Annotated in this window: 20 protein-coding genes and 3 pseudogenes; 13 read left to right on the top strand and 10 right to left on the bottom strand. The window is 53.2% G+C overall.

Features of this window, described 5'->3' with window-relative positions; all coding sequences use genetic code 11:
* Positions 1-533: 533 nt before the first annotated feature.
* From N5D53_RS15005 to N5D53_RS14995, 3 genes are read left to right on the top strand one after another with little or no spacing between them, the layout of a single operon-like run.
* On the top strand, positions 534-1787 hold the full coding sequence (locus N5D53_RS15005; RefSeq protein WP_221101017.1) for a nucleotidyltransferase: 1254 nt from the start codon (positions 534-536) through the stop codon (positions 1785-1787).
* The gene (locus tag N5D53_RS15000) at positions 1771-3558 is read left to right on the top strand and encodes a ThiF family adenylyltransferase (RefSeq protein WP_221101016.1); all 1788 of its coding nucleotides are present in this window, start codon (positions 1771-1773) and stop codon (positions 3556-3558) included. Before N5D53_RS15005 ends, N5D53_RS15000 begins: the two co-directional genes overlap by 17 nt.
* Positions 3555-4037: a Mov34/MPN/PAD-1 family protein gene (locus N5D53_RS14995; RefSeq protein ID WP_217977399.1), complete on the top strand. Its 483-nt coding sequence runs from the start codon at positions 3555-3557 to the stop codon at positions 4035-4037. The genes N5D53_RS15000 and N5D53_RS14995 overlap by 4 nt, the downstream gene beginning before the upstream one ends.
* On the opposite strand, the gene N5D53_RS14990 is transcribed toward N5D53_RS14995, so the two are convergent.
* The 3 genes from N5D53_RS14990 to N5D53_RS14980 form a co-directional block, all read right to left on the bottom strand.
* Positions 4038-4589 (bottom strand): 3'-5' exonuclease, encoded by a 552-nt coding sequence (locus tag N5D53_RS14990; protein WP_100782174.1) that lies wholly within the window; start codon positions 4587-4589, stop codon positions 4038-4040.
* Between the two features lie 105 nt (positions 4590-4694).
* Positions 4695-4898 carry an AbrB/MazE/SpoVT family DNA-binding domain-containing protein gene (locus N5D53_RS14985; protein WP_182408369.1) on the bottom strand — a complete coding sequence of 68 codons (204 nt, stop codon included), beginning with the start codon at positions 4896-4898 and terminating at the stop codon, positions 4695-4697.
* Between the two features lie 153 nt (positions 4899-5051).
* Complete coding sequence (locus N5D53_RS14980; protein WP_221101015.1) at positions 5052-5411, bottom strand: histone-like nucleoid-structuring protein, MvaT/MvaU family; 360 nt, start codon at positions 5409-5411, stop codon at positions 5052-5054.
* 278 nt (positions 5412-5689) lie between these two features.
* On the opposite strand from N5D53_RS14980, the gene N5D53_RS14975 reads away from it, so the two are divergent.
* Positions 5690-6808 (top strand): SAVED domain-containing protein, encoded by a 1119-nt coding sequence (locus N5D53_RS14975; protein WP_217977401.1) that lies wholly within the window; start codon positions 5690-5692, stop codon positions 6806-6808.
* 277 nt (positions 6809-7085) lie between these two features.
* Here the strand turns inward: N5D53_RS14975 and N5D53_RS14970 are convergent, their stop codons facing one another.
* Together N5D53_RS14970 and N5D53_RS14965 are read right to left on the bottom strand one after the other, a co-directional pair.
* Positions 7086-7724 carry a hypothetical protein gene (locus N5D53_RS14970; RefSeq protein ID WP_182408372.1) on the bottom strand — a complete coding sequence of 213 codons (639 nt, stop codon included), beginning with the start codon at positions 7722-7724 and terminating at the stop codon, positions 7086-7088.
* Positions 7725-7987: 263 nt separating this feature from the next.
* A pseudogene (locus N5D53_RS14965) lies at positions 7988-8302 on the bottom strand (integrase core domain-containing protein); the annotation flags it as partial.
* A 123-nt stretch (positions 8303-8425) separates the two neighbouring features.
* Here N5D53_RS14965 and N5D53_RS14960 point away from each other — a divergent pair.
* Positions 8426-8610: pseudogene (locus tag N5D53_RS14960) on the top strand (transposase); the annotation flags it as partial.
* Positions 8611-8619: 9 nt separating this feature from the next.
* On the opposite strand, the gene N5D53_RS14955 reads toward N5D53_RS14960, so the two are convergent.
* Genes N5D53_RS14955 through N5D53_RS14940 form a run of 4 tightly spaced genes read right to left on the bottom strand, consistent with a single transcriptional unit; the run spans position 8620 to position 13736 of the window.
* Positions 8620-9213 (bottom strand): Mov34/MPN/PAD-1 family protein, encoded by a 594-nt coding sequence (locus N5D53_RS14955; RefSeq protein WP_217974842.1) that lies wholly within the window; start codon positions 9211-9213, stop codon positions 8620-8622.
* Positions 9210-10892: a ThiF family adenylyltransferase gene (locus N5D53_RS14950; protein WP_217974840.1), complete on the bottom strand. Its 1683-nt coding sequence runs from the start codon at positions 10890-10892 to the stop codon at positions 9210-9212. The genes N5D53_RS14955 and N5D53_RS14950 overlap by 4 nt, the downstream gene beginning before the upstream one ends.
* Before the next feature lie 17 nt (positions 10893-10909).
* Complete coding sequence (locus N5D53_RS14945) at positions 10910-12184, bottom strand: nucleotidyltransferase (RefSeq protein ID WP_217974838.1); 1275 nt, start codon at positions 12182-12184, stop codon at positions 10910-10912.
* 13 nt (positions 12185-12197) lie between these two features.
* Positions 12198-13736: an SAVED domain-containing protein gene (locus N5D53_RS14940; protein WP_209967610.1), complete on the bottom strand. Its 1539-nt coding sequence runs from the start codon at positions 13734-13736 to the stop codon at positions 12198-12200.
* A 620-nt stretch (positions 13737-14356) separates the two neighbouring features.
* On the opposite strand from N5D53_RS14940, the gene N5D53_RS14935 reads away from it, so the two are divergent.
* The 6 genes and pseudogenes from N5D53_RS14935 (at position 14357) to N5D53_RS14910 (ending at position 21120) form a co-directional block, all read left to right on the top strand.
* A complete protein-coding gene (locus N5D53_RS14935) occupies positions 14357-16816 on the top strand; it encodes an AAA family ATPase (protein WP_279840513.1) in 2460 nt (819 codons plus the stop codon).
* Positions 16813-17580: a hypothetical protein gene (locus N5D53_RS14930; protein ID WP_221101014.1), complete on the top strand. Its 768-nt coding sequence runs from the start codon at positions 16813-16815 to the stop codon at positions 17578-17580. The genes N5D53_RS14935 and N5D53_RS14930 overlap by 4 nt, the downstream gene beginning before the upstream one ends.
* Positions 17581-17840: 260 nt before the next feature.
* Positions 17841-17960: pseudogene (locus tag N5D53_RS14925) on the top strand (dihydrodipicolinate synthase family protein); the annotation flags it as partial.
* A 520-nt stretch (positions 17961-18480) separates the two neighbouring features.
* Positions 18481-19596 carry an alcohol dehydrogenase catalytic domain-containing protein gene (locus N5D53_RS14920; RefSeq protein WP_221101013.1) on the top strand — a complete coding sequence of 372 codons (1116 nt, stop codon included), beginning with the start codon at positions 18481-18483 and terminating at the stop codon, positions 19594-19596.
* Positions 19597-19641: 45 nt separating this feature from the next.
* Positions 19642-20181 (top strand): cupin domain-containing protein, encoded by a 540-nt coding sequence (locus N5D53_RS14915; protein ID WP_221101012.1) that lies wholly within the window; start codon positions 19642-19644, stop codon positions 20179-20181.
* A gap of 21 nt (positions 20182-20202) precedes the next feature.
* The gene (locus N5D53_RS14910; protein ID WP_259674181.1) at positions 20203-21120 is read left to right on the top strand and encodes a transporter; all 918 of its coding nucleotides are present in this window, start codon (positions 20203-20205) and stop codon (positions 21118-21120) included.
* On the opposite strand, the gene N5D53_RS14905 is transcribed toward N5D53_RS14910, so the two are convergent.
* Positions 21115-21780, bottom strand: coding sequence for a GntR family transcriptional regulator (locus N5D53_RS14905; RefSeq protein WP_156867047.1), 666 nt, complete (start codon positions 21778-21780; stop codon positions 21115-21117). The genes N5D53_RS14910 and N5D53_RS14905 overlap by 6 nt on opposite strands.
* A gap of 327 nt (positions 21781-22107) precedes the next feature.
* Between N5D53_RS14905 and mhpB the strand changes: the two genes are divergently transcribed.
* Together mhpB and N5D53_RS14895 are read left to right on the top strand one after the other, a co-directional pair.
* Complete coding sequence (gene mhpB, locus N5D53_RS14900) at positions 22108-23052, top strand: 3-carboxyethylcatechol 2,3-dioxygenase (protein ID WP_221101011.1); 945 nt, start codon at positions 22108-22110, stop codon at positions 23050-23052.
* Between the two features lie 23 nt (positions 23053-23075).
* Positions 23076-23933, top strand: a complete 858-nt coding sequence (locus N5D53_RS14895; protein ID WP_172402805.1) for an alpha/beta fold hydrolase — start codon at positions 23076-23078, stop codon at positions 23931-23933.
* Positions 23934-23941 lie beyond the last annotated feature (8 nt).

The following is a 23941-nucleotide window of genomic DNA, read 5'->3' as shown; positions in this document are numbered from 1 at the left end:
GGCAATCCGGGTGCGACATATTAAGTCGCACCACACCCCTAAAATTCAGTTACAAGTTACGAATTGAAAACACTATATTTTGCTTCAAAAGCAAAATTAGATGAAACGATTCATCAAAGTTTATCTTCTTTGACTTCCAATTGGATCCATGATCAAATCTGGTCTAGATAAAATATCCACACCCGCTCTTCGGCCTGTGCGGTGAGGATCAAACATTCAGCAAATCGATGTCAAAAAATCGCCGTCAATTCGGCAGCAAAAAAAACGGTGCAAGCTCTAGTCTTGGACAACTTTCACCGCGCACTTCTGTGAGCACCCTTAGGGATTTCATCCTACGGCCGCGCGCATTATTTATCAGCTAAAAATTTACAACCTGCAACCCTACCATCTTCATTGCCGGTACATCTAAAGAGATTGGTTCTGGCAGCGCCGGAGCAGCAGGAAGCATATGCGTTATACACGCGAAAGAATGGAGCTATTAGACCATTCCAGCGCCTTATGACCTTGGGCCACACTTCTGACGAGACTCGACCATGATTACAAAAGATGAATCAACCAGGCGCAGTAGCTGGGAACGCCTACTTCTGCGCGCTGCTAGCAGCATCTCTTTGACTGCCAGCCAATACAAGGTGATTGAGGATCGCTACTCACAGCTGCAGAGTATCCTCTCGGCCTCCAAAGACCCTTTGCTTGAGGGTGCGCATATCTTCCCTCAGGGTTCAATGCGCCTTAAGACTACGATCAATCCAGTCAAAGATGCCCCCAAAGATCTCGGCACGATCGATGCTGATGCCATCGTCTGGCTACCCAATGCCGGTGATGCAGATGCCGACACGGTTCTAGCAGCTATAGAACAGCGCTTCCGTGAAGGCAGCCGAGTGCAATCGGATATTGTCCAGCTGCGCCGAGGAATCCGTATCGAGTACGCAGACGAAAACCCTGGATTCCACATTGACATCACACCTGCGCGTGCGGTGCAGGGGAATAATGAGAGTAACGGTCAAGGAAAACTTGAAGTACCTGACCGTGTCACAGGCTGGAAGGCCAGTAGCCCAATCCCGTATGCCGACTGGCTACATAGCGCTTCGGAGCAAAAAATCTCGCTGGAGCTCCTCAAGAGCTTTGTGGCCAATGAGAGTCGAGCCATGGACTCTGCCACACAAGAGCCCCTTCCCTCGTATCAGGAGTACGACAAGCTCGATCCTTTGCGAGCCACCATCAAACTGCTTAAACGGCACCGCGATGAATGGGCAATTGAAACGCGAAATGAGGATTACCGCCCTATTTCTGCCGTGATCACCACCTTGGCAACTCATGCCTACCTCAAGGTGGTAAAAGAGTCACATCACACTCCACTGACCCCGATCGATGCGATCCTCAAGATTGTGGAAAAAATACCTGAGGAGATCAAAGTCTTTGCTGGGAAGTACTATGTGGTGAACCCTCGAGATCCCGGTGAAAACTTCGCGGAGAAATGGAATAGGCCTGACGAAGGACACAAATACTGCCAAGCCTTTGACAATTGGCATGCGAGTGCATTGGTTGCCTTTATGCTTGGCCTGCAGCCCCACGACAGCGCTGACTCATTCGCCAACGTCATGAGGCAAAGCTTCGGGATCGGCCAGAGTGTGATTACAGAGGTCAACAACGAAATTCCGGGGCACTGGACGATGGCTGGTCGAAAAGTTGGGACTACCAAAAACATCTTAGCCGCCACTGCAATCTTTGGCAGCTCGAGCCACGCCACTCCACAAACGAATGTGAAACCAGTTGAACGCCTCGGTTAAGCCCAACCTATCCCCGGCCGTGGAGCGTGGCATCGCCGCGCTTCGCACATTTATAGGCGAGGAAGTTGCGACTACGATCCTTAGAACCACAGATCGGAAACAAGGCGAAGCCGCCAGCTTTCTGTTGCCTCTCCCACCCGACTACACCGGCATTGAAAGGCAGTTGCGCATAGCGTTTCCAAACCAGTTTCCATTGGTCTCGCTGAGGATCCAAGTCGAGCCGTCCCCCTGGCTCGCATGGCCGCATGCCACTAGATCCGGGCTCTGTCTGCACGGTTTCCGCGAAAGGCCAATTACGGGAGATCCGGAAACAGTGGTACAGGACTGCCTCGTACGGCTTGGGGCAATTCTTGAGTTTGTTCGAGCAGATGCAGATCCTGCATTGCGTGACACTGAATTCGAAAAAGAATTTACCTCGTATTGGAACATGCAGCTTGATATTTCTCCTCAAGATGTCTTGCTGCTGGAGAGGCCTAAGGCGGCATCAGAACTGTTTGCAACCAGCGACCCTCGCCCTGGCCGACGCACCCGTACCGCCTGGCTTGCACCGGATGTGCAATTACTCAGAACGCATATCAACCGTACGCTTGGGTTAAGCGCGAAAATCAAAGCACCAGCTGTCGCAGGCTTCTATCTGAAGTTGCTGACCTACCCCGATATCCAATGTCCAACTCCTGATCGCTTGCTGGAATGGCTGACACCGCACCTCAGCCCAGACGATAGCAAGCAATTCCTGGCCTGGTTCTCCGGAAAGGACTCACTGGCCAATCGGTGGCTTGTACTTGAGTTACCCGGCCCCACAGGAGCGCCTCTGTATTGCCTAGATGTCCGTTCTTACAGTAAACAACCAGACCATGGCCGCTGGTATGGCTTTCGCTCAGCTCGGCGATGGTCAGGCAAGAATCAGCCATCCCACTCGCCTGTTCTGGTGAGGGGCGCCATCCTCAATGTGTTAGATCGGGATGACATTCTTTCCCGCGACCTCAGCGGTACCGCCAAGAGCCTGGAAAAGTCCAAAGTAGTAATGGTCGGCGTTGGCTCGCTGGGGAGCACTGTTGCCTTACAACTGGCCCGCTCGGGCGTGGGAGAGCTCGTCCTCATCGACCCTGACATCCTAGAGTCTGCGAATCTGGGACGTCATGTACTAGGGGCCGACGATCTCGCTCAGTCAAAAGCGACTGCTCTTGCCGAAAAGATTACGCATGATCTGCCTACCGTTAAGGTCACGGCCTTCATGGACTTCGCTGAGCTCATGCTGCTCAAGATGCCGGAAATTTTCGACAATGCAGACATGGTGCTTGTCACCACTGCAGACTGGTCATCGGAGGTAGCCCTGTGGTTCCGCAAAGCGCAAGCCGCAGGCTGGAATCTCCTGCAAGCGTGGAGTGAGCCTCACTCGTTTGTTGGGCATGCGCTCTTAGCGCCACAGGGGCAGCATGATGGACGCCCCTTGTTCGATGACACTGGTAATTTCAACTTCAAGTACACCGAGTGGCCGAACGGTGGCGGGGTGGTTCCACTGCCGGCGTGTGGCCAAACCTTCATCCCTGGAGGCGCCTCAGGCATGGCCAACGTGGCGTCGATGGTTACCCAAGTAGCATTGCGGGGTCTTACCGGGCAGATCACCAAACCTGTGTGGACCACAAGTATCTATCGACCTCAGGACATTCCTACTCATGACGGCACTTACAGCGGGCCACCCTTAGCAGATGGAGTCCAACACATCGTGTTTGAACGTGATTGGCCAGATGCGGAGAGTGGTAAACAGTGAGTGCTATAGCGTGGGCATGGAAATGGCCTGGCATCGATGTTCGCTTGTCGGTTTCCCAAGCTGTTGCCGAAGTGCTTGATCAGTTCAGGCAACGAACGTGGAGAACTGAAAGAGGTGGTCAACTGTTTGTCGACTTGGCCAACCCCGCTGGTTTGATCATGAGCCTCGCCACACCGCCACATGCAAGAGACCGCGCTGGATGGTCCTGGCTGGAACTCGACGCTGACCGCTGCCGCAGGGAAATTGAATCGGCCAATGCACAAGGGCTTCGGCTTGTGGGGTATTGGCATACACATCCACAAACCGTTCCGGCGATTTCTCCCACAGATATAGCAAGTTTTTCTCGATTCGCAGCACGCTACGCGCAGGAACTACCTCACCCGATCGCAGTGATTGTAGGCCTATCCCCAGAACCCGACGGCATCAAGGCGTGGTTGTTCCGTGACGGGAAGTGCGTGGAAGCCGCCTTGGCCAACTGATCAGGGCAGCGCTGCCCTACGCTGCAGCATCAACTGGAAAAGCTCTGCCTGATAGCGCGCGTCATCCAGCGCATTATGCGTGGGAGATGACTGCGGTAGCAGATTTGCACTCATGTGCGATGATTTGGTCTGCTTCCAATCGAGATTGAAAGCCCCCATGTAATACGCCTTGATATCAAGTGCCGCAAACCCGAAGGGGTTCTCCCCCACATACTTATGAAAGTAATAATTGACAAACGACCAATCAAAAGGAGCGTTAAGACCGACAAATATAGCTCTTTGACCGGGCAGACTGACATTGGCCAGCCATTCCGCAAGCCTCTGCATCGCTTGTACGGGAACAATTCCTGTAACTGTCAATTCCTGCAGATCGAATCCCGTTACAGCCACCGCTTCAGGATCGTGCTTGGGGCTGTCTGGCTTTAGCTCCAGGTAGATAGCCTGATCTGGGCGCCCTACAACACACGCCCCAAGGGAGAGCATGCTGTACTCGCCAGGGATCGGGCCCGAAGCCTCGATATCTATAGAAATATAAAGTTCTTCAGTGCTCATTCCCTTACCTCCTGGATAGACAACTGGCGATCTGCAGTGTCGAATTCACTATGCTACTAGAACACAGGCTAGCAGCCGAGCATATTGGAATATGACAATAAGTATTTAAACGCCAAATAGCTCGTCCACGCGATCCGGAATTTTTGGCGTCTTTGAGAGCACCAAACAGCGACTGGTACCGACGAACTCTTCAATCAGATAGAGCGAATCCCCAACGTCAACGCCAAGCTCTTGCAAGGCTTGATCGGGTATGCGGACGGCTCCGTCTCCATCCCAGTCTTCAATGGTTATTCTGAATCGAGTACTCATCGACGCTCCAAAATCCGCCATGCATAGAAAATCCCACAAGCCCCTTCCAGCTCAGCACCTGACTCGGTCAAGGCAGCACTCATTTGCCTGCCTTGAAGGGTCGGTGGCCGCCAATCTGGGCCACCTTGCTGGGAAACAGGATCAGTGAGCAACTCAAGAAAGCCAGGACTCTACGGTACCGGCACCGTACTGAGCTTTCCATTCTTTCAGTGTACGATGATTCCCACCCTTGGTTTCAACCACCTCTCCCGTGTGGGGGTTTTTGAAAACCTTTATTTGACGAGGTTTTCGAGCATTTTTGGCCGGCAGAACTGCTACTTCTGCGCGAGCGCTGGGGTCCAAAATCTGAATTACGTCGCGCAAGCTGTAACCATATTCTCCCAACAAAGAACGCAGCTTTCCTTCAAATTCGATTTCTTGCTTAAGCGCGTTGTCATTTTTCAAGCTTTCCAGCTCGGCCAGCTGCGCCGCAAGCTTTTGCTCAAGGGCACGAAATTCAGCGAGTTTAGACATGATAAGAGCCTTTATCGGGTAAGTCCTATCATTCAATCATTAGCTTGCTTAGCATGTCAACCAGATGCCATCCCATTCAGGACCGGCGAAAAAACCAATCAAAATTTCACAAGAAATCGTACCGATGAAGACAGTTTGATATCATTCGTACCAGCACTTATAGCTTTTCCGAAGGAATGCTAATTTCCTATTAACTTCACTGCAATCAACCTCGATCAATTAACCATCTGCACTCAGTCGGTAGACTGCGGCAGCCAGCCAGACGTAAGGATGTACTTATGCTTAAGGAAGAATTGCTAAATTGGGGAAGAAAGCTAGTCGACTGGTTTGTTCGCCCCAAAAATCTCGGTGTAACGCTGATCCGCAGTGGTGCTGTAGTGATAGGCCTCTCGCTTGCCGGCGGGATCGTCGGGCAAATTGTGTATAAAAGCGATTCGACACAGCTACAGGCCAGCGTAGACACCTCAGGAGGGCCTGCCACCTGGATCAGCCTGACTGCCTTCGGCGTTGGCGTACTCATGATTGTGGTTGGGATTTACCTCAACCTGCAGGACCGTCAGCAGTTGGCCCGCCAACGCGTCCTGACCCTTGAACAAAAAGGACTCTTCAAAATTGATAGCCCTTTGGACACCACGGTTAAGAACACCATTGGGGGTAACGTCGATACCATCCTCGTCGACATTCGCGAAGGGGTAACCGAGGGCCGAATCACCAATCCAGAGATCGCCCTGAAAAAGGTGGTAGACGGCAGAGGTGATCTGATCCGACGCCTTGATGGGCAGAATAAAAATGATATTGAGATCGTCTACGGCGGACTCATGGCCGTGCCTTTCACTTTTTTGACTGGATGCCTGCTCGATGACGAAGGAGGCAGAATTAAGGTCTTTGACTGGGACCGCCTAGGAGGCGGCCAATGGCGCTTGATTCAGAGCGGCGTTGACGACAATCAAAGACTGCAAACTGTGTCTGCCATCACCGGCAGCGTAAAAGAAGTGGTCTTAGCCCTTTCGATTTCTTATCCGGTAGACGAGGCTGGCATCGCAACCACCTTCCCAGAATTGCCCGTTGTACACATGAAAATGGACGATCTGTCCTCCAATGCCCACTGGTCTATTGAAAAGCAAAGCGCGGTGGCAGAACAATTTCTGCAAGCTCTCAAAGGGCTGTCAGCCAGAGGGGTTAAGACAATTCACCTGATCATCGCCGCACCAAACAGTGTGGTATTCAATCTGGGGCGTATCTATGATCGAAGACTGCTACCTTCGGCCATTGTCTATCAATACGAACGGTCATCCAGTCCGGCCTTCCCCTGGGGCGTTGCTCTTCCCTCTCACGCGCAGGATGAGCCCTCAATTTCTAGACACGAGGCGAAACAAGCGGCAGTGCCACTTTCTTAAACTGCCCGGATGATACACCGAAATATTGTTTCCCGGCTGGCACACGGATCCACGCATACGCAGCCAGCCCTCTACATCACGACATCACCCGTGGCCACAGGGAGGTGGCTACAGCACCAGTGAGCATCCTCAAACCAAATCTTTTTTGTCGGCTGGCTTAATGTCAAGGCGGTTGAGCGTGCGCTGAGCAGCACGAGCATCACGGCCACGGCATGTTGAACGATTAATGGCTCATCACGTATTTATTTCTGAGGAGCACGTTGCTTTACGAGATAGCTTAAGATGAGTAGACACCCTCTTTTTTTGCATGAACGGACACACTCCCCTCCAAAAAGCTCATTATTGCCCCCTCAAGCTGGGTGATGTAATTACGCGCAAAAGCCTCCAACTCATCATCATAATTATCTGGAGACTTGAGCAATTTGGCGCGAGCCAAAAAATTCAAACTACCGAAATAGGCCCTAGCAATTATCAATCCCAAATTGCGCTGAGCGCTCTCCAGATTGAACGCATCTTTCTTCAAGATGAATTTGCAGTTCAGGTAATCTTCACTATAGTCCGATCCAATTTTTACAGGTACCACTAAAGACGACCCATGAAAATTCCGCCATATATTCTTGGATTTCTCAACGATAAGTTCCTTTGCCGACTTACTTTTTTTGCGGCAGGGTGCGACCCCTACGCTACCTGAAAGCTGCATGAGGATTTGATAAATTGTAGGTCCAAAGCCGGCGGTAGCAACAACGTTTTCTATATGCCAAACTGTATCAAATCTCTTGAAGACAATAGCGGCCAATATATCGCCTTCAGAACTCAGCAGGGCCAGCATTGGGTAGTATGAACTTCCAGCTTTCTCAGGATGAAAGCCCTCCCTTTTAAAATAAAGACCAAGCCCATCAATATTGCGAATAGCCATGAAAGCGTCCTAGGACTGAAAAAGGGTTTGCATAGTACCTCATCTCAAGTCGCAACACTTCGTCGTCCAGTAAATTTAGGCGCTATCTTACAAAAAGGGATTCCACACCTGCGTGACGTCCCTCACAGCCAACCAGCCTTTCGTGTGTGATCTGCTGCCCGACTCATCAACTTTGCATAGCAAAGCATAAGTGATAAATCCGCCCACTATCGATCCGTTTAACCTTCATAGCCAGCTCGCCTAGATGATCACCGGCTGAGCGACTAGGTGTGAGGTCCTGGAATGAGTTGGTGCGGATTAATAGAGAATCGCTCTGGATTTTTCGTCCAGGCCTCAAATACCAAGTTGAAGGGAGTGCGCCATCTCAAGGACTCGAGGTGTCTGGCGAAGTTGTAAGCCATCACGAAGGCCAGTATCTGCGTCTTCAGCGCAGCGAAGTCGGGATAGTGATGCGCCTTGATGGTGGCGTCTTTGATCGTTCGGTTCATGCGCTCGACCTGGCCATTGATCCACGGGTGGTAGACCTTGGTCAGCCGATGTTTGATGGCGTGTTCGTGACAGACACAATCAAAAATGTGCCCACCAAACCGCTTGGTCGTGCCGTTGCGATACCGGGGCTGCTCGTGAATGCCCCACTGTTGCCAGCCAAGACGGTGTGCATCGTACGCACGACCTGGCGTAGAAACTCAGCGCCATTACGCTTACCCAGGCTGTTCGACCGGCCCAAATACCGACAGCGCAACATTATCGAACGTATGTTCGGCTACTAAAAGAGAAACGCCGAATCCTCACGCGCTTTCACAAGCTCGCAAAAAGTTATGCCGCGATGCTCTCGCTGGCTTGCGTCAAGCGGTGTATGCGACGGCTTTTTTCAGACAGAGCCTAAGGCACCCGTTCAGCGTAAGGGTAGAATACCTCTGTTCCGCATTACCTCACGAAAAGCTACCTGCTTGGGCTGCAACACATTGCAATCGCCCTTCTTAGGACTGTCCAATTGCGAGCAGCTTTTATCTTCGCTTAACTGCATCCAGTCGCGGGATGATTCGCCGCTAGCCACCCAGACAGTCATGGCTGGAATGCTGCCGCAGTTGCCGATAATCACCATGAAATAACGATTCCTGTCACCCTCAAAGGAATCAAGATAGTCCCAGGTAGTTTTCTGGTCACGCCAAGAGGGTGATGGCGTACTCTCTGGATGTGTATGCCACAACCCTACAGCATGCCTGTATTGTTCGAATTCACTTTGCCTGTTCCTATCAGAGGCTTTTACATCTGGATTCCAAGCGTGCCTGCTTCGCCGGTCAGCAGGATTCGGCCCCATGGCGTTACTGATGATCAGCCCGTGAGAGTCCGGCTCTGGGCTAAAAATCTCCCCTCCAGCTTCCTTCTGCCAGAACCGACGTTGAGCATAGCTGTACATGTGTGCCAGGACGTGATCAGTAAACAGCACGTATTTACTGTTGTCGGGATAGAAAAAGACCCTGCTCATGGAAATGGCCTTATCAGGGTCAGGCCTTCGAATCCAGATGCAATACTCGCCCACTCATTATGCTTCAATCCCGGCCAATGCTTATCCAAATAAAGCTGCCCGCGCACCCAGCTCCGCACTCGAGGAGGAAATGGTTCGACTGCATCGATCATCTCCAACGCGGACTCAGCAACCAAGGCGACGGCGTGTTCGGCTGCAGCTGCGGTGTAACTCTGGAACCGGCTGCTGCACCCAGGCTCTTGTTGGATCACTTCATCGGGCCACACCACCGCCTGTAAGCTATACAACGGATCTATCGGGCCTTGTAGCCACAATTGCCCCGATGGTAAAGAACAAGCATGAGCAGCAGCCACATAGGGCTCCATCCAACCTACCAACAGCGGGCATGGATGCTTTTGTCGAGCGTTCTCAATCTGCGCTCTCACATCTGGCTCACCGGTGAGATCGAGCACTGCGTGCACATCAGCCAATGAATTTTCTTTCAGCCATGCGGCCGTATTCTTGAAGTATGGAACTACCTCGGTCGAAGGGAAGGCCAAATTAACTCGCTTGGCCACTGCACGTGCTTTGCTCTCACCGATAGACTCTGCGCCAAGTAGATGTCGCCCGACATTCGCTGGAGACATGGTGTCAGCATCAACCAGAGAAATCCTGCCGACTCCAGCCTTGGCGAGGTGGTCGACTATCGGACTCCCTAGAGCCCCCGCTCCTAACACCAGAACATGTTTTGCCTGGCGCCGGTCAACCTCTGGATGCTGATCTCGACCGGCTGTCCAGTTTGGGTCTAGGCGAGACGTAATAAGTGGCAGTACTTTGGATGGAGAAGGAAACGATTTTTTTCGTTTACCTTTACCCTTCCCAATATCCCGAACCGTCGGTGGGCCGCCTGGAAGCAGGTACGCGAAAGCAAATTGAGCATTCCTTAATAAGACTACACGGTGTATCTCTCGGCCGCGGCGACTACGGTGTATCTGGAACTGTGAATAGTCCGCGGGAAGAAGACGACCTTTCAGTATGCGCTCCAGATCACCCATAGATTTAGGCCAGGTGCTGGGCGTAAGCACATATGAAATCGGGACGTCAGCAATCAACACCGCAGTACGTTGCTCAGCCCCCAACGACTGAACTACGCGATTGGTGATGCGTAGAGCTTCATCGGCGGCCACGATGATCCTGTTCGGCGTCAGGAGCATTCCGCTCCTGATCATTGCCTTCTTGGGAGGTGGGTCTACGGTCCAGACTGCGGTCACTGGGTCGTATTGCGACCGGGCCCGAGCAACCTCGATAACCCAGTAGTTGATTGCTTCCGTCTCAAAGGCTTCGTCCAAGCTACCATTCAACCAAGGCTTGAGAAACTGCTCCAAGTAAGCATTCAGAAGGAAAAGAACCCTCTCCTCCGCGGAGTGGCCCGAGCCTGGTCCGGGGTCACCGTCCATGCAAAGAGCCCCGTTATCGTCAACGTGCGGAAGCCTCAGCACCGCATCGGAGGAGAGCTGAATGAATGCCTTGGCGCACCCTGGGAATTCGGCAGGCAGACGTAACTCGGCCCACTTAAATCCCCTTCCCTCCTGAAAAGTAGGTAACTGCAACTGGTAAGCAGTGATGCCCCCTTCCCGGCGAAAGGCTGAAGGCAGCAAATCCGGAAATTGCTCGCGTATGAGGGCCAAGTTCAAAGTCAACTGATTCTCCCCACTACTCAAGCGAGTCCAGTCGTAACCGGAGTGGCTTTAGGTTTTGGGGTCTCTATTGTAGGCAACACGCCGCCCCCGCCAGTCGGCGCCGGAATACCGAACACCTCCCGCACACGCTTGGAAATAGCTTGTGGTTCAGTTAATGCCAGAATGGTTTTGAGATCCGCTGACAGCGCATCGCACCAGGTCATAAAGGATCGGAAACGCTCTTCCCCATCATCATTCCACTTCTCGGCAAAATTCTCTCCCTCGACGGTGGGGTTATCTACTCGATACTTGCCGTCAAGCTTAAGCACCAGGTGCGGCATGTAGAGCGCGAGCTCATTCAGCACCTCCACCGGATGCTGGAACACACGCCCCAGATCCGCCAAGCCTTCATAGCAAGTGGTCAGTAAGGTAACAATGATCACCGAGATCGGCTTGGTCCCCCCTTCAATGAGGCCACGCCTAACGCACATGTCCCGATGACGCTTGAACAGGCGAATGGCTACTCGGAGGGTATCGGTAATTTCCACGGTTTGATCTGGCACTGGTGCAATGCTATCCATTACCCGGTTCTTCGCCAATGCCTCCATCGCTGGGACAAGAATCAGCGCACGCTTGGCGGTATCGTCCACCCACTTGCTCATACCGGCCGGATTGGAGGTCTTCCAGCTTGTAGTAGGGGTATCCACCACTGCCAATGCCGTTCCCTCGTATCGCACAGCGCGATAGCGCGGAGCCATGGACTCATACGTATTCCGAGGAACAGTATTCAATGGTACCGATGGCGTGAACTCCAGGTAGAACGACCGCTGTGGGAAAGGGATATTCCAGCAACGCCTTTTTGCTTCAGCGTTCAGATCAACCAAAGCATTCCCAATGGATTCAAAAAATGCCATTGGTTCGGAGGCTTCGATACGAGAGATGTCCACCTGGCATACTGCGTCGATGTCAAATTTCTCTCTTCCATTAGGCGACCGTATCAAAGTTTTGGTACTGACCGAGCCCTGAGGCAGAATTGATATGGCTTCGGGTGGCCACGAAAGATTGGAAGCGAGTAGCTCAGCCACTTCCTGATAAGCCCCCTTGGCAGCCTCGATTTCCTCATCACGCACCGCGATGTGCTCATTCACCGCATTGAGCGCTTTTTCCCAATGCGAGTATTCGAGCTGCATGCTTCGAGAGTCGGATGCCAGGCCATCGAGTAGACCCGCATACGACTCAAAGGATTCCTTCAATCGAACAGGGCGTGACCGTTCGGCGTGGATCACCAGCTCAGCACTTTTGGTTTGGCTCATGGCATTAGGCTCGTTATCGAAGAGGAATAGTGATGGACTGCTGCCCGTGAGTGGCGGATACGTGATGACCTGTGATCGATAGGGCAGGAACAAATTTGAAGTCGCGACCTGCGCGGTCATAAACCACGTACTCGGGGTGGTGACCTGCTTGTAACATCTGGCCGAAACGGAACACCGTGCTGGCAGGGCTGATCGCGATGAGGTGGACCTTTGCAACTCGCATCACGTCTTGAGCGTGAACAATTGCTTTGCGCGCAGCTTGCGAAAACTGCTCAAGATCCTCCGGACACCCGATACAGTCGGCTCCTGTCTTTGACGTGGTCACACGAATCCAAGGGATCTCGCCGGAATCGACCGCGCGCCTGAATTCAGGAGACAGTGAATCCTCATCAAGACTGGCCGACAGCTCGAGTGTTATAAAAACTTCGTCTGCGCGAACCGCTGGCAAAGGGCTAACGCTGAAAGTACCTGGTGAAGGAGCAGTGGCCTTTGGGTCCCACGCCCAGGTCTTGCGAACCTTGTCGTACTGGAAGACTTGAATGGCCTGCGCTTCACCCATCACTCGACCGGCCAGAACCAAGGTAGGAATATGGTGCAGAGGGAAGATGGCCAGACTTTCGGTGCTCAAGCCGCTGCTGGAATTGAATCCGGTGACGAGCTCTCGAATATGATGCTCATGCTCCCGCAAATATTGGTACCAAAACTCTGGCAGATGACGGTCATCTCGCTGTGATTTGCGGCGCACGTAATGGACGACACCTGGCTCCATGGCTCGTCTGGTCGCCACAATGGCCTCAATCAGCTCCGAGTCATGAAAGTAAGTCGGCACGTTTGCCAAATTAGCATGCAAAGTCACCGCTTTAGTACGCGGAAACGCCAGTGAATTTAGATAATTCCGTACGATATCCCGGTGAGACTGGCGCATTTCGTTCAGGATTTCGGCGGTATAAAACTGAGGTGCAAACGAATCAATCAGACGATGGTGCTCATCACACATCAACATGATGTTATCGGGGACATTGGCGAGACGGTGCGAATCAGTCTGACTACCCCGCGGCCCTTCTGGATCCGATGCAACGATGTGTGCCAAATATCCGACTCGGGCAGCTTTGGTCCACAAGGCAATTTCTGACAGATCATGCCCGCAGCCTTCAAACATGCATCTTGCACCCGCATCAGCCCAAACCTTTTGTGCCGTTTTCTCCGAGATCTCTGGTCCCCGACCACTGGTCCTACCGAGCAATCCATCCCGGGTCGCGATGAAAACATCCACCTGGGGCTTACTCTGTACGAGCACATATGCCCACGTGCTATCTGCGGTGTGGGCGGAAAGCAAGGCTTCAAGCCCCATGTCCAGAACGTAGAGCAAGCCTTTGGGGACCAGTTTTTTAAGACTCGATTTTGCTATCGGTCCTGGGTCAGCGGGATGTAAAACGAGACTCGCCTCATCGAGATCAACTAGCTTACAGAGGTAGTCCGCAGTGACGTACGCCACCCGGTGCTTTTGTGTCAGACATCTATCCAGCCAGACAGCCAATTCCTGATCGCTCAAATTGGTTGTAGTCGTGCTGCTGCGTGACGAGGTTGATGAGCCAGAAGACATTTAATCGCCCTAATCCGTGACCGAGTTAAATCGCGCCTCTTGCAGATGAGGGTAAAAAACAAGAATTCAATGGCAATGTGCCATTTTTTTTCAGGCTAACACCACTTACGGAGTAGGACTGCCGTCCGAGCCATCGCTGCGACGGAATCAGCTAAGTCCTTGGTGTAAGTATCCAAGAGCATCGTTAGGTTCTGCATGCCCCTGCTCGCCGCGGATCGCCGAGTTGGGGTTTCGCATACCAACGCAGCCTGACTTCGCTTCCCACGCCGTGCCGGTTTATCATTGCAGGATCATAACGAAGGGGGCTTTCGGATCGCCGCACGCTTGCTGCCCGCCCTGGATTTGCGCTGCGCCTGTGGTCCACAGACTCAGGGCTGTGGAATGGTTCGGGTGATCCAGCCAACCAAATTCAACTAGTGCTTTTTGAGCAAGGAGGGCAATTGATACGGTTACCAAGAGCTGAAACCCAGCCCGCGCTAACAGCTTCCTCCGCAGCAAAACCAGCACAGCACGACCGCCAACAGCGCGGACTATTCTCCATTTATTATAATAAACAACGGTAGCTCAAGATGTTTGATGAAAAGGATTTTTCCGCTGGCAAATTTTGGAGTTTACTGAAGAAGCGCGTCGCCTCGCGCGAGCGGAACGATGAGCTGCAAGTGGACAAAGCCCTGCTGCAGATGCTGTTTATTGTAGCTCTCGACCGTGAGCTGATATCGATTTCGTCCAAGCGATTCCCTTTCAAAGATCTCATTCACTCAAAAGATGATTATGAATTCGATGCACAATGGCGCAATATCCGAGAAGAGATAATTAGCACCATGGACTTGCCGCGTCGGACAGATTTTTTTGCACCGGTCATCGACAGACTCTTCTTTTTGGAAGCATTCCAGGCCATTGACAGTGAATTACCTCGCTCGCCTGTTGAAGCACTGAGACTATTCGATTATCTATTTTTCGCCAGCGCGGCCGCTAACCTCGGAGCCAGCTCACGCTACCTGAGTATGGTCGCCAGATTCTCGAGTATATTAGCTGGTCAAACTAGCAGGCGGGTCGAGGCGTTTGCCTTGACGGGCGAATTCTTATCACTCTCCCCCTCCGGCACGTCAACTATCCGTCCAGAATGGCCCACCGCCTTTATTCGATCCTTCAAGGGTTGGGAGTTTGAATTTGAGCTTCGCATGGAGTTCCTGCATGCCAACACGAAGCAACTCGCAGAGAAGAGTTTCAATACCATACAGCTGTCGCGGGGAGACTTCGTTCTAATCAATGCCCCTCGGAAGCTGGCAAACCGTGCCTCTGCTGGCGATCGACAGCCGCAGATAGCCTCCGCCGCCGATACCTCAATCCAGATGCTGGAAGCATTGCTGGGCCGCAATCATTTTCTCGAAGGTGTGGTGGTAGTTCCCGGTTTAGATCGGACCGCTTCCAAAACCGAGCTTAGACGTATTCGAGAGTGGCTCGTTGAATCGAAGATGCTGGTTGCGGTGATCGATTTCCCCTCGGGAAGCCGTAATGTGACCGTGTCTCATAGCGCCTGGGTGCTGCGTGCCCATTCGAACGCTTCGCGGGAATCCGTGCTAATGGTAGACATGCGATCGCTGCTCTCCCCCAATCATCGTGGGGGTTGGATCGCACTGGCGGAATTCGCGGCTCGCTTGGTCCTGACCTGGGAGAATGATCACCGACCTGCCGACTGGTCCTCGCAGGAGGTCACTAACACCAGTGACAAGCGTCTGCACAATATCTATACACGGGAGTTTAGCGAGGGTTATCGTGACGTACCGGGCCTCTGTGCACTTATATCGAGGACTGAGGTATTGGAGAACCATGCACGGCTACAAGCGCATGACTATTTGAGCACTCAATCCCCCCGCCTCTGGGCCTCTGGTCTTGATCATACTGTGGTCACAGAGCTGCTAGCGGCTAAGCGACAGACCCGCGAGCCGATCTATGTGATTGGAAATAATGGTGCGGGAAAGAGCTTGTTGCTGCGTGAGATTGCAGAGCTGTCGGTTGAGCAAGGGTGCGCTACCATCGGTGTAGCATTTGGTTTCAATGATCGCTTTCCCCATCGCTCCCAAAAGAATAAAGAGGATGTTTTTTTTCGCTACGAGGGTAGCCGCGGCACCGGCTCAACCGCGTCATTGAAGAAGCTAGCCTTGGACATGGGTAAAAAGATCTATGACATTCATTGCGACCCTCATCGACTCGCCGCCTTTAGCATGGGATTGGAGCTCTTGGACTTCAGGGCACGCCGCTACTTGATGCCCTACGCAGCTGAATCGAGCGTTCGAGACAACCACCTAATGATCAGCTCGACCGTGTTGCTGAGTGATCTCGCCAGTGAAAATATCGATTTAGTTCAGCCAAATACTCTAGCGACTATGCAGCCTGCGCTGGGACGCATGAGCGCACGAAGCGAGGTCACGCCATTCTCCGAGCTAAGTTCGGGAGAACAACAGATGCTGACGTTACTCGTGAAAATCATCGTTTCGGCAACCCCTAACGCACGCATTTTGATCGATGAACCAGAGATAAGTCTGCATGTGAGTTGGCAGCGCTTGTTGCCCATCATGCTGAGTAAAATGTGTGAGCACTTCGATTGCGACATGGTGATTGCGACTCACTCCCCTCTTCTGGTTACGAGTGCGTTGAGCGCCAGCAATCACTGCTTTGTGGCGCAAGATCAGCAACTGATTCCTCTGCGAATTCACGATCGCGGTTCAGTTGAGCGCGTGCTATTCACTGGCTTTGGCACCCACACTGAGAACAACCGACAAGTCTACGAACGATGTGCCGCGATTGTTTCGGAGGCCATCAAAGCTGTGAACGCGGAGGATAAAAATCTACAGACCGTCTCCCGCTTGGAAGAGGAACTGGCTGTCATGCAGCGCACCGTAGACGCTGCGACTGGACAGTTGCGCAGCTCATCCCTTGATAGCGAGCTGGACCTGATCGAAAAAACTCGCGAGGCATTGGACCAGTTGCAGGCCCTGGCGCAAGAGACGGGGGAGAGCGGACAGTGACTTTGTTACCCGTCGGGCGTGACCAACAAGTAGAAGAAGCGCAATATTTGGCCAAATGCCATCGGCGAGTGAGGCGTCGTCCCCATGCAGCGCAGATCATGCAGGACGAGAGCTTCTTTGATGCTGCGCGTAGGGAAAACCGTGATGTATGGGCCGAATTCTACGCGACTGAGTGGCAAACACCAGCAGGTGCAATAACCGGATCGGATCTGATGTCCGCTCTACGAGACCACCTGGCTGAACTGCAGGGGGAGCAGTGTTGTTATTGCCGACAGGCCTTACTTAAAGGCGGCAACTCGCGCCCTATAGAACATGTGCTACCCCGGGCTGAGCACCCAAGATTCACCCTGCACTTTTGGAATCTTGCCGTCAGCTGCGAACGCTGTAATCGGCTCAAGGGCAGGACACAATCTGAAAACTTTGGACGTGAGCTCGTTGATTATCCCGGCCACACAGATTTCGTCTCTCAGTATCATCCCCGGTTGCATGAGTACGATGCGCACTTTAAGTACGCAGTGATCATGCAAAATGGCGTGACCATACCGTTGTATGCTGGTCGAACCGCCCATGGTCGAAACCTCTGCTCGCAGTTTCTGCACGCCGCAGCTGTCGAGATAACCCTTTTATCACCTAAGTCAGCGCTGCATGAGGACTTGAGCACCATTCAGAAGTTCATCATCAGCCATGATGAGGCTGCGATTGACAAGTTGCAGGCAGCTCAGATCGCCCTGATCGAGGCGATGGTAAAAGCTGCCACTGGTTGATCGACATGCGTGCAAGGTTCCATAGCTGACCTAATCGCCAGCGGTCAGCCCTATCCAAAGGATCAGCGTCTGATTGATTCGGGACGATTTACACCGATTGGCCACCGTATTCGCATCACGTCACCTACGATCTCTTCACAAACCACTTGGTTAGGAGTCAGCACGGGAGCTGATTTCGCCTTGGGATATGCGAAAGCACATAAAAACCATCTTTGGGGTGGAGCGTATGGCGATCGCTCGAGCCCTCGCGCTGCAGCCTTCCGAACCTGATCGGCTTCGAAGAGTTCGGCGGTGCTGCAGACATGCGCTATGCCGCTGAGCACATCACCTCCCAAGATGAAGAAGTCATCCTGATGGCTGGTGTAGACACTCAAGCTGTAGCACAAGGTGCGGCATGTAGTGCACGAGCGGAATCAAAGGACCACTGACTTTCATGAGATGGCATCCGGAACGGCTAGCATGCGAGGAGCAGACCCATTCGGATGACGGCTAGTCATGAGAGTCCTTGGCCACATCTCCGGATGTAAGACGGCGGAATCACTCTGACACCTCAAATCAGCGAGGCTGATGACAGCGCCTGATCGGGATCAGGGTAAAAATGGATTGCGGTAGGCGCTCAGCTCCGTCTATCGAAACATATCTTGCATGCTAGCATTTTAGTGAGGCATTATAAATTCATAACTACAAACCAGCGGTGCCCATCATGGTCAGCATTGCGTGCAAAGACTTCTCACTCCTGTCATCCCGCTACCGGGTGACCTCATCCTCTAAAGGCTGCCGTCTGGCCGAGCCTTCTCCTACTCGATTTACCAAGCAGATGAATGCTTTAGCTCTTTGGAGCTAGGGCTCCCTCTGTGAGTGCCCAGGGCCATTGGCCCAATGAAAATAAGGAAAATAGAAATGAGCATGATGAAAGCTGCCCGTCTGCATAAGGTCGGTCCGACGTTCCAGCTCGACTCGATCGAGATCCCGAAACCACGTGCACACGACGTTGTTGTTGAAGTGAAGGCTTGCAACTTGGTGCCCAACCTTCGCAATGTCATCGAGAGCTACTCCACCTGGTTCCCTTACCTTCCCCTCCCAAAGCTGCCGGCAGTCTATGGCTTGGACGCCGCAGGCATCGTCAAGGAAGTGGGTGAGGGCGTGCACGGCATCAAAGTCGGAGACCGCGTGTACGTGAACCCCGGCCGTAGCTGCGGCTCCTGTCATGCCTGCTTGCGCGGTCAGCACATAAACTGCACCGCATTCACCTTCCAGGGCTACTTCGGGTTTGGCCCAGGCTCTCAAGAAATCTTCGAAGACTACCCCTACGGCGGATTGTGCCAATACATGACCGCGCCAGCGTCGGGCTTGGTCAAGCTCCCTGAAGCGATATCCTTCGAGCAAGGATGTCGGTTTGGCTATCTCGGCACCGCCTATTCGGCCCTTCGAAAAGCAGGCGTGTGTTCTGGTCAGTCTGTGCTGATCAGTGGCGCCACCGGAACACTAGGACTTGGGGCCGTCCTGCTTGCCCTGGCCATGGGTGCTACAAAAATCTTCGCGATGGCCCGAAACCGTCAATTGCTAGAGCGCGTACGCGCGCTCGCCCCAGATCGCATTTTCACTATTTCCGTCGGCGACGAGCCACTGGGTGATTGGGTTCGGAAGCACACCGATGAGCTCGGTGCTGACGTCTTCATTGATGCGGTTGGCCCGGGCGCTCCTCATGAACTTACCGTTGAGGCGATTGGTGCGCTTCGCCGCGGCGGCCGCATGGTGGACATCGGCGGTATGTCTGAGGATCTGCCGGTACCGATGTTCAAACTCATGTGCTTCCAGATCAGCGTGATCGGCTCCCTCTGGTTCACTGTGGCAGAAGGTCAGGACATGGCCGAAATGGCTGCTGCCGGCACCTTGGATCTTTCGGTATTCGACCAAGAGGTCTTCGCCATCGAACAGGTCAACGAGGCAATGGATGCAATAGCAGACCGCAAAGGCGGTTTCACCAACGTTGTAATTAATCCCAGCCTGGCCTGAACAGCAGCGCCGCTCGATCGAGCGGCGCTCAATCGGAGACCGAACATGAAAGTGAGACGAGTGGTTGCGGGTACGCAGAATGGTAAAGCTGTGTTCCTTTCCGACGATTTGGCGCCTCAGACCTATGAATACAAAGCGATTCCAGGATTCGCTACCTCTTTAATCTGGCAAACGGAGGCGTCTCCCACCCTTCCTGAAGCATTTGACGACCCAGTTCAAGCCACCTCTTCACTGCTGCCTCAGCCCGGTGAAACTAAATGCCTGGCGGTGAGCTTCCCGCCTGACACAATCTTCCAGTCCTCGGATTTCAATCCCGATGAAGCTCATGCAGAGCAGCAACGCCACCTGCTCGGGCTTTATGAATGCTTCGACCCTGAGCGACCAGGTATGCACGCTTCTCCGACAGTCGACTACGGCATTGTCGTCAAAGGTCCTCTCGTCCTCGAACTGGACGACGGACAGATCAGGGAGCTCGCGAGCGGAGACATCGTAGTGCAGCAGGGCAACATTCATGCTTGGCGAAATCCAGGGACCGAACCTGCACTGGTTACATTCGTTCTGATTGGTGCCCACTCTCAGCGGTAAAAATTACATAGGATAATAACAATGAAAAATTATGTAACTCGCGCTGGCGTTGCCAGCGCGCTCGGCTGCTCTTTGCTCGTTTCTTCGCTATGTTACGGTGCTGAAAATGGGGATACCGTTTGGCCGCTAGGCGTACAAACTGTTCTTCCAGCAATATTGCCTCCCCCAGGTGAAACTTCTTTGTACAGTTACACCGCCTACTACAAAGCGGATAGCTTTAAAGACAACAGCGGAAAATCTTCCGTACCCGGATTTAGCTTGGAGAACTTTGTGCAGGCTATTCGGGTGGTGCACACATGGGATGTGAAATTTGATAGCGGCGTTACACTCAGCAGCGGAATCATCGGATCAGCAAACAAGATCAAGGTTGAGGCGTTTGGAAACAGCGACACAGACTCCGGATTCAGGCAACTGTACCTGACCCCTCTGTATGTCGGCTACTCGCCTTCGGAAAATTTGCATTTGCTAACGGGGTTCAGCGCCTTCGTCCCATTGGGTAACTATGACGGCAATAAGTTAGCGAATAGTCCGACAGGCAATGCGAGCTATACCCAGGAATTCGACTTAACCTGGTTCCCCCACCCTAACTGGGAGGTCTCGATTGCTCCCACCTTCACCATCAATGCGAAGAACGATGACACCGACTATCGCTCGGGCAACGTATTCAACGTTGACTACCTGCTCGGCTACAGGCTGCAGTCGAATCCCAAGGTCCAGTTGGGCTTAGTGGGTTATTACACCAAACAGGTCACCGACGATCGCTACGACCATGGTGACCTCGATGATGGAAATCGGCTGAGTAAATTCGCCGTTGGCCCCCAGATCTTCTATGCGTTCGATCAAAAGTCAGGAGTCGTCCTCAAGTGGATGCGTGAGACCGCGGTCAAAAACGGCCCTAAAGGCGACTCGGTGTGGCTTGAGTTCGCCTTCCCACTATGAGGCGAGCTTCGCATCCTCAGGCATTTTAGAAACGACATCCTTCGCCACACTGTGAATATGGCTCGCAGCCGCATTGGCTGCGGCCTTTTTGTTCCGGGTTTTCAGCGCTGCAAGAATCTCATCGTGCTCATCAGTAGCAGCATCCAAATGCACTTGGAAGCCACAGGTCTGCACGATGAAAAAGTCGGACAGCTCAAAATTTGCCACTTGGCGCGCCGAGAGTATTGGCGATTTTGCCATTGCGTGCAGCAGGCGATGGAATTCGACGTTCAATGTTCGATAGCTGTCGGCGGCATCGCTGTGAGCTGGGTTGATGCTTCTAATTTTGTCGTTGATCTCAGACATACGCAGCACATCATCAGGGGACCCACGTTCAGCCGCAAGCCCTGCGATTAGCGCTTCGTTGTTCGCGAACATCTGGTAGAAGTCATCGACTTCCAAACGTGTAGGGTGCACAACCTCACATCCAACCTGGGCTGTGATCACAACAAAGCCCCTCTCCTGGAGGCTGTTCAGCGCGGTCATGATCGGCTGACGACTGACACCAGTCTCTTCGCCAATTTCCTTGACCAGGATTTTTTCACCGAACGCATACCTACGACTCAGTAGGCGTTCCAAAATGTGCTGATAGATAGCGGTCTTCTTGTTTGCCACTTGCATCGGTATGGTTTTCCTAGAACTGAGTGCACGGTTCAACATTTCGCTAACTGGCTTGCATACTAGCATTTCGGATAGTAAACCAGATTTTTGCACCCATCGCTTCGTCATACGTCGCGGCCCATTGCCACGGGGAGGATCCATCCGACGATGAGCGGGCATCGTCAAGCTTGCATGCTAGCATTCTAGCGTGCATGATGATTAGGCAGACAAAAACAAATCTACCTGCATGGCGTTGCCCCTCTACCTCTGTTGGGAGTTGAGGAGACGCTCATGCCGTCCCAGTGCGAGGCGGCCTGCACTGGGGCACGACGTGAAGGTGTCGTATCGATGAACGCTTACCTGCATTGCCTATCGCACACGCCCCTCATCGGGCATTTCGATCCGCCCAAGAATGTGCTCGATGAAGTGGATGGGGTGGTCCGCGCTGCCCGTGCACGCATCGCTGCTTTCGATCCTGAGCTCGTGGTGCTTTTCGCTCCAGACCATTACAACGGCTTCTTCTACGATGTCATGCCCCCTTTCTGCCTGGGCATGGCGGCTGAAGCCATAGGCGATTTTGGCTCGCTCGCCGGCACCCTCTCTGTGCCCAAATCTATCGCTGAAGCTTGCGCTGATTCTCTGCTCCGCAATGGCATCGACATGCCTGTTTCGTATCGCATGCAGGTCGACCACGGCTTCGCTCAACCGCTCGAATTTCTTCTTGGCGGTTTAGACATGTATCCGGTCTTGCCGATCTTCGTGAACTGCGTGGCCCCGCCCCTGCCTACCTTCGAACGAGTCAGATTGATGGGTGATGCGGTCGGTCGATTCACCCGCACTCTGAACAAGCGGGTGCTGTTCCTTGGGTCGGGAGGCCTTTCACACCAACCGCCAGTTCCAGAGTTAGCCAAAGTCGATGCCCGGATGGCTGATCGGCTCATGGGAAGTGGCCGCAATCTGCCAGAAGACGAACGTACCGCTCGCACTCAACGAGTGGTCATTGCAGCTGAGCGGTTTGTCGAAGACCAGACCACCCTGCATCCGCTGAACCCTGAGTGGGATAAGTACTTCCTCGACGTTGTTGAGCAGGACCTGCTAAGCGACCTGGATCAACTCCCCAACGCACATCTTTCCGAATTGGCCGGTAAATCCACGCATGAGGTCAAGGCCTGGGTCGCTGCGTTCTCAGCACTCGCTGCCCACGGCGCATATACCGCGACAGATCGCTACTACCGAGAGATCCCGGAGTGGATCGCAGGCTTCGGCTCTATCAGTGCGCACTCTCAGCGCTAACACACCTTCACGGAGAATCAATCGTGACTGCAATTACTGAAAAAGGCACCAGCAAATTCGTTCGCATCCAAGACGGCGAGCTGGATCTGAATATTCATTACAACGACTGCGGTGAAGGCAAAGAAACCGTTGTCATGCTGCATGGTTCCGGCCCTGGTGCTAGCGGCTGGGCTAACTTCAATCGCAACATCGAGCCACTGGTAGAAGCCGGTTTCCGGGTCATTCTCATGGACTGCCCTGGCTGGAGCAAAAGTGATTCGATCGTCAGCACCGGCTCTCGCTCCGATCTTAATGCCCGCGTTCTGAAAGGGTTGGTCGATAAGCTGGATCTGGACAAAGTACACCTGCTCGGCAACTCCATGGGTGGCCACACTGCCGTGGCGTTCACGCTGACCTGGCCTGAGCGCGTAGGCAAGCTCGTGCTTATGGGCGGTGGCACCGGTGGGGTCAGCCCATTCGTGTCGATGCCAACTGAAGGTATCAAGCTGCTGAACGGACTGTACCGCGAGCCAACGATCGAGAACCTCAAGAAGATGATGAACATCTTCGTCTACGACACCAGCGATCTCACGGAGGAGCTGTTCCAAGCACGCCTCGACAACATGCTGGCTCGTAAAGATCATCTCGAAAACTTCACCGCGAGCCTCGCTGCGAACCTCAAGCAATTCCCCGACTTCGGTCATCGTCTCGGCGAGATTCAGGCCGAAACCCTCGTAGTTTGGGGTCGCAACGACCGCTTTGTCCCTATGGATACTGGCCTGCGTCTGGTTGCTGGCATTCCCAATTCTCAACTGCATGTCTTCAACAAATGCGGCCACTGGGCCCAATGGGAACACGCGGACAAGTTCAACCGCATGGTTCTCGACTTCCTCACCCACTGATCGAGGTC

Origin of the sequence: Pseudomonas sp. GD03862 (assembly GCF_029840855.1) — a bacterium.
GTDB lineage: Bacteria > Pseudomonadota > Gammaproteobacteria > Pseudomonadales > Pseudomonadaceae > Aquipseudomonas > Aquipseudomonas alloputida.
Note: the sequence above shows the minus strand (reverse complement) of the source record. Positions and strands in the feature narration are given on the sequence as shown.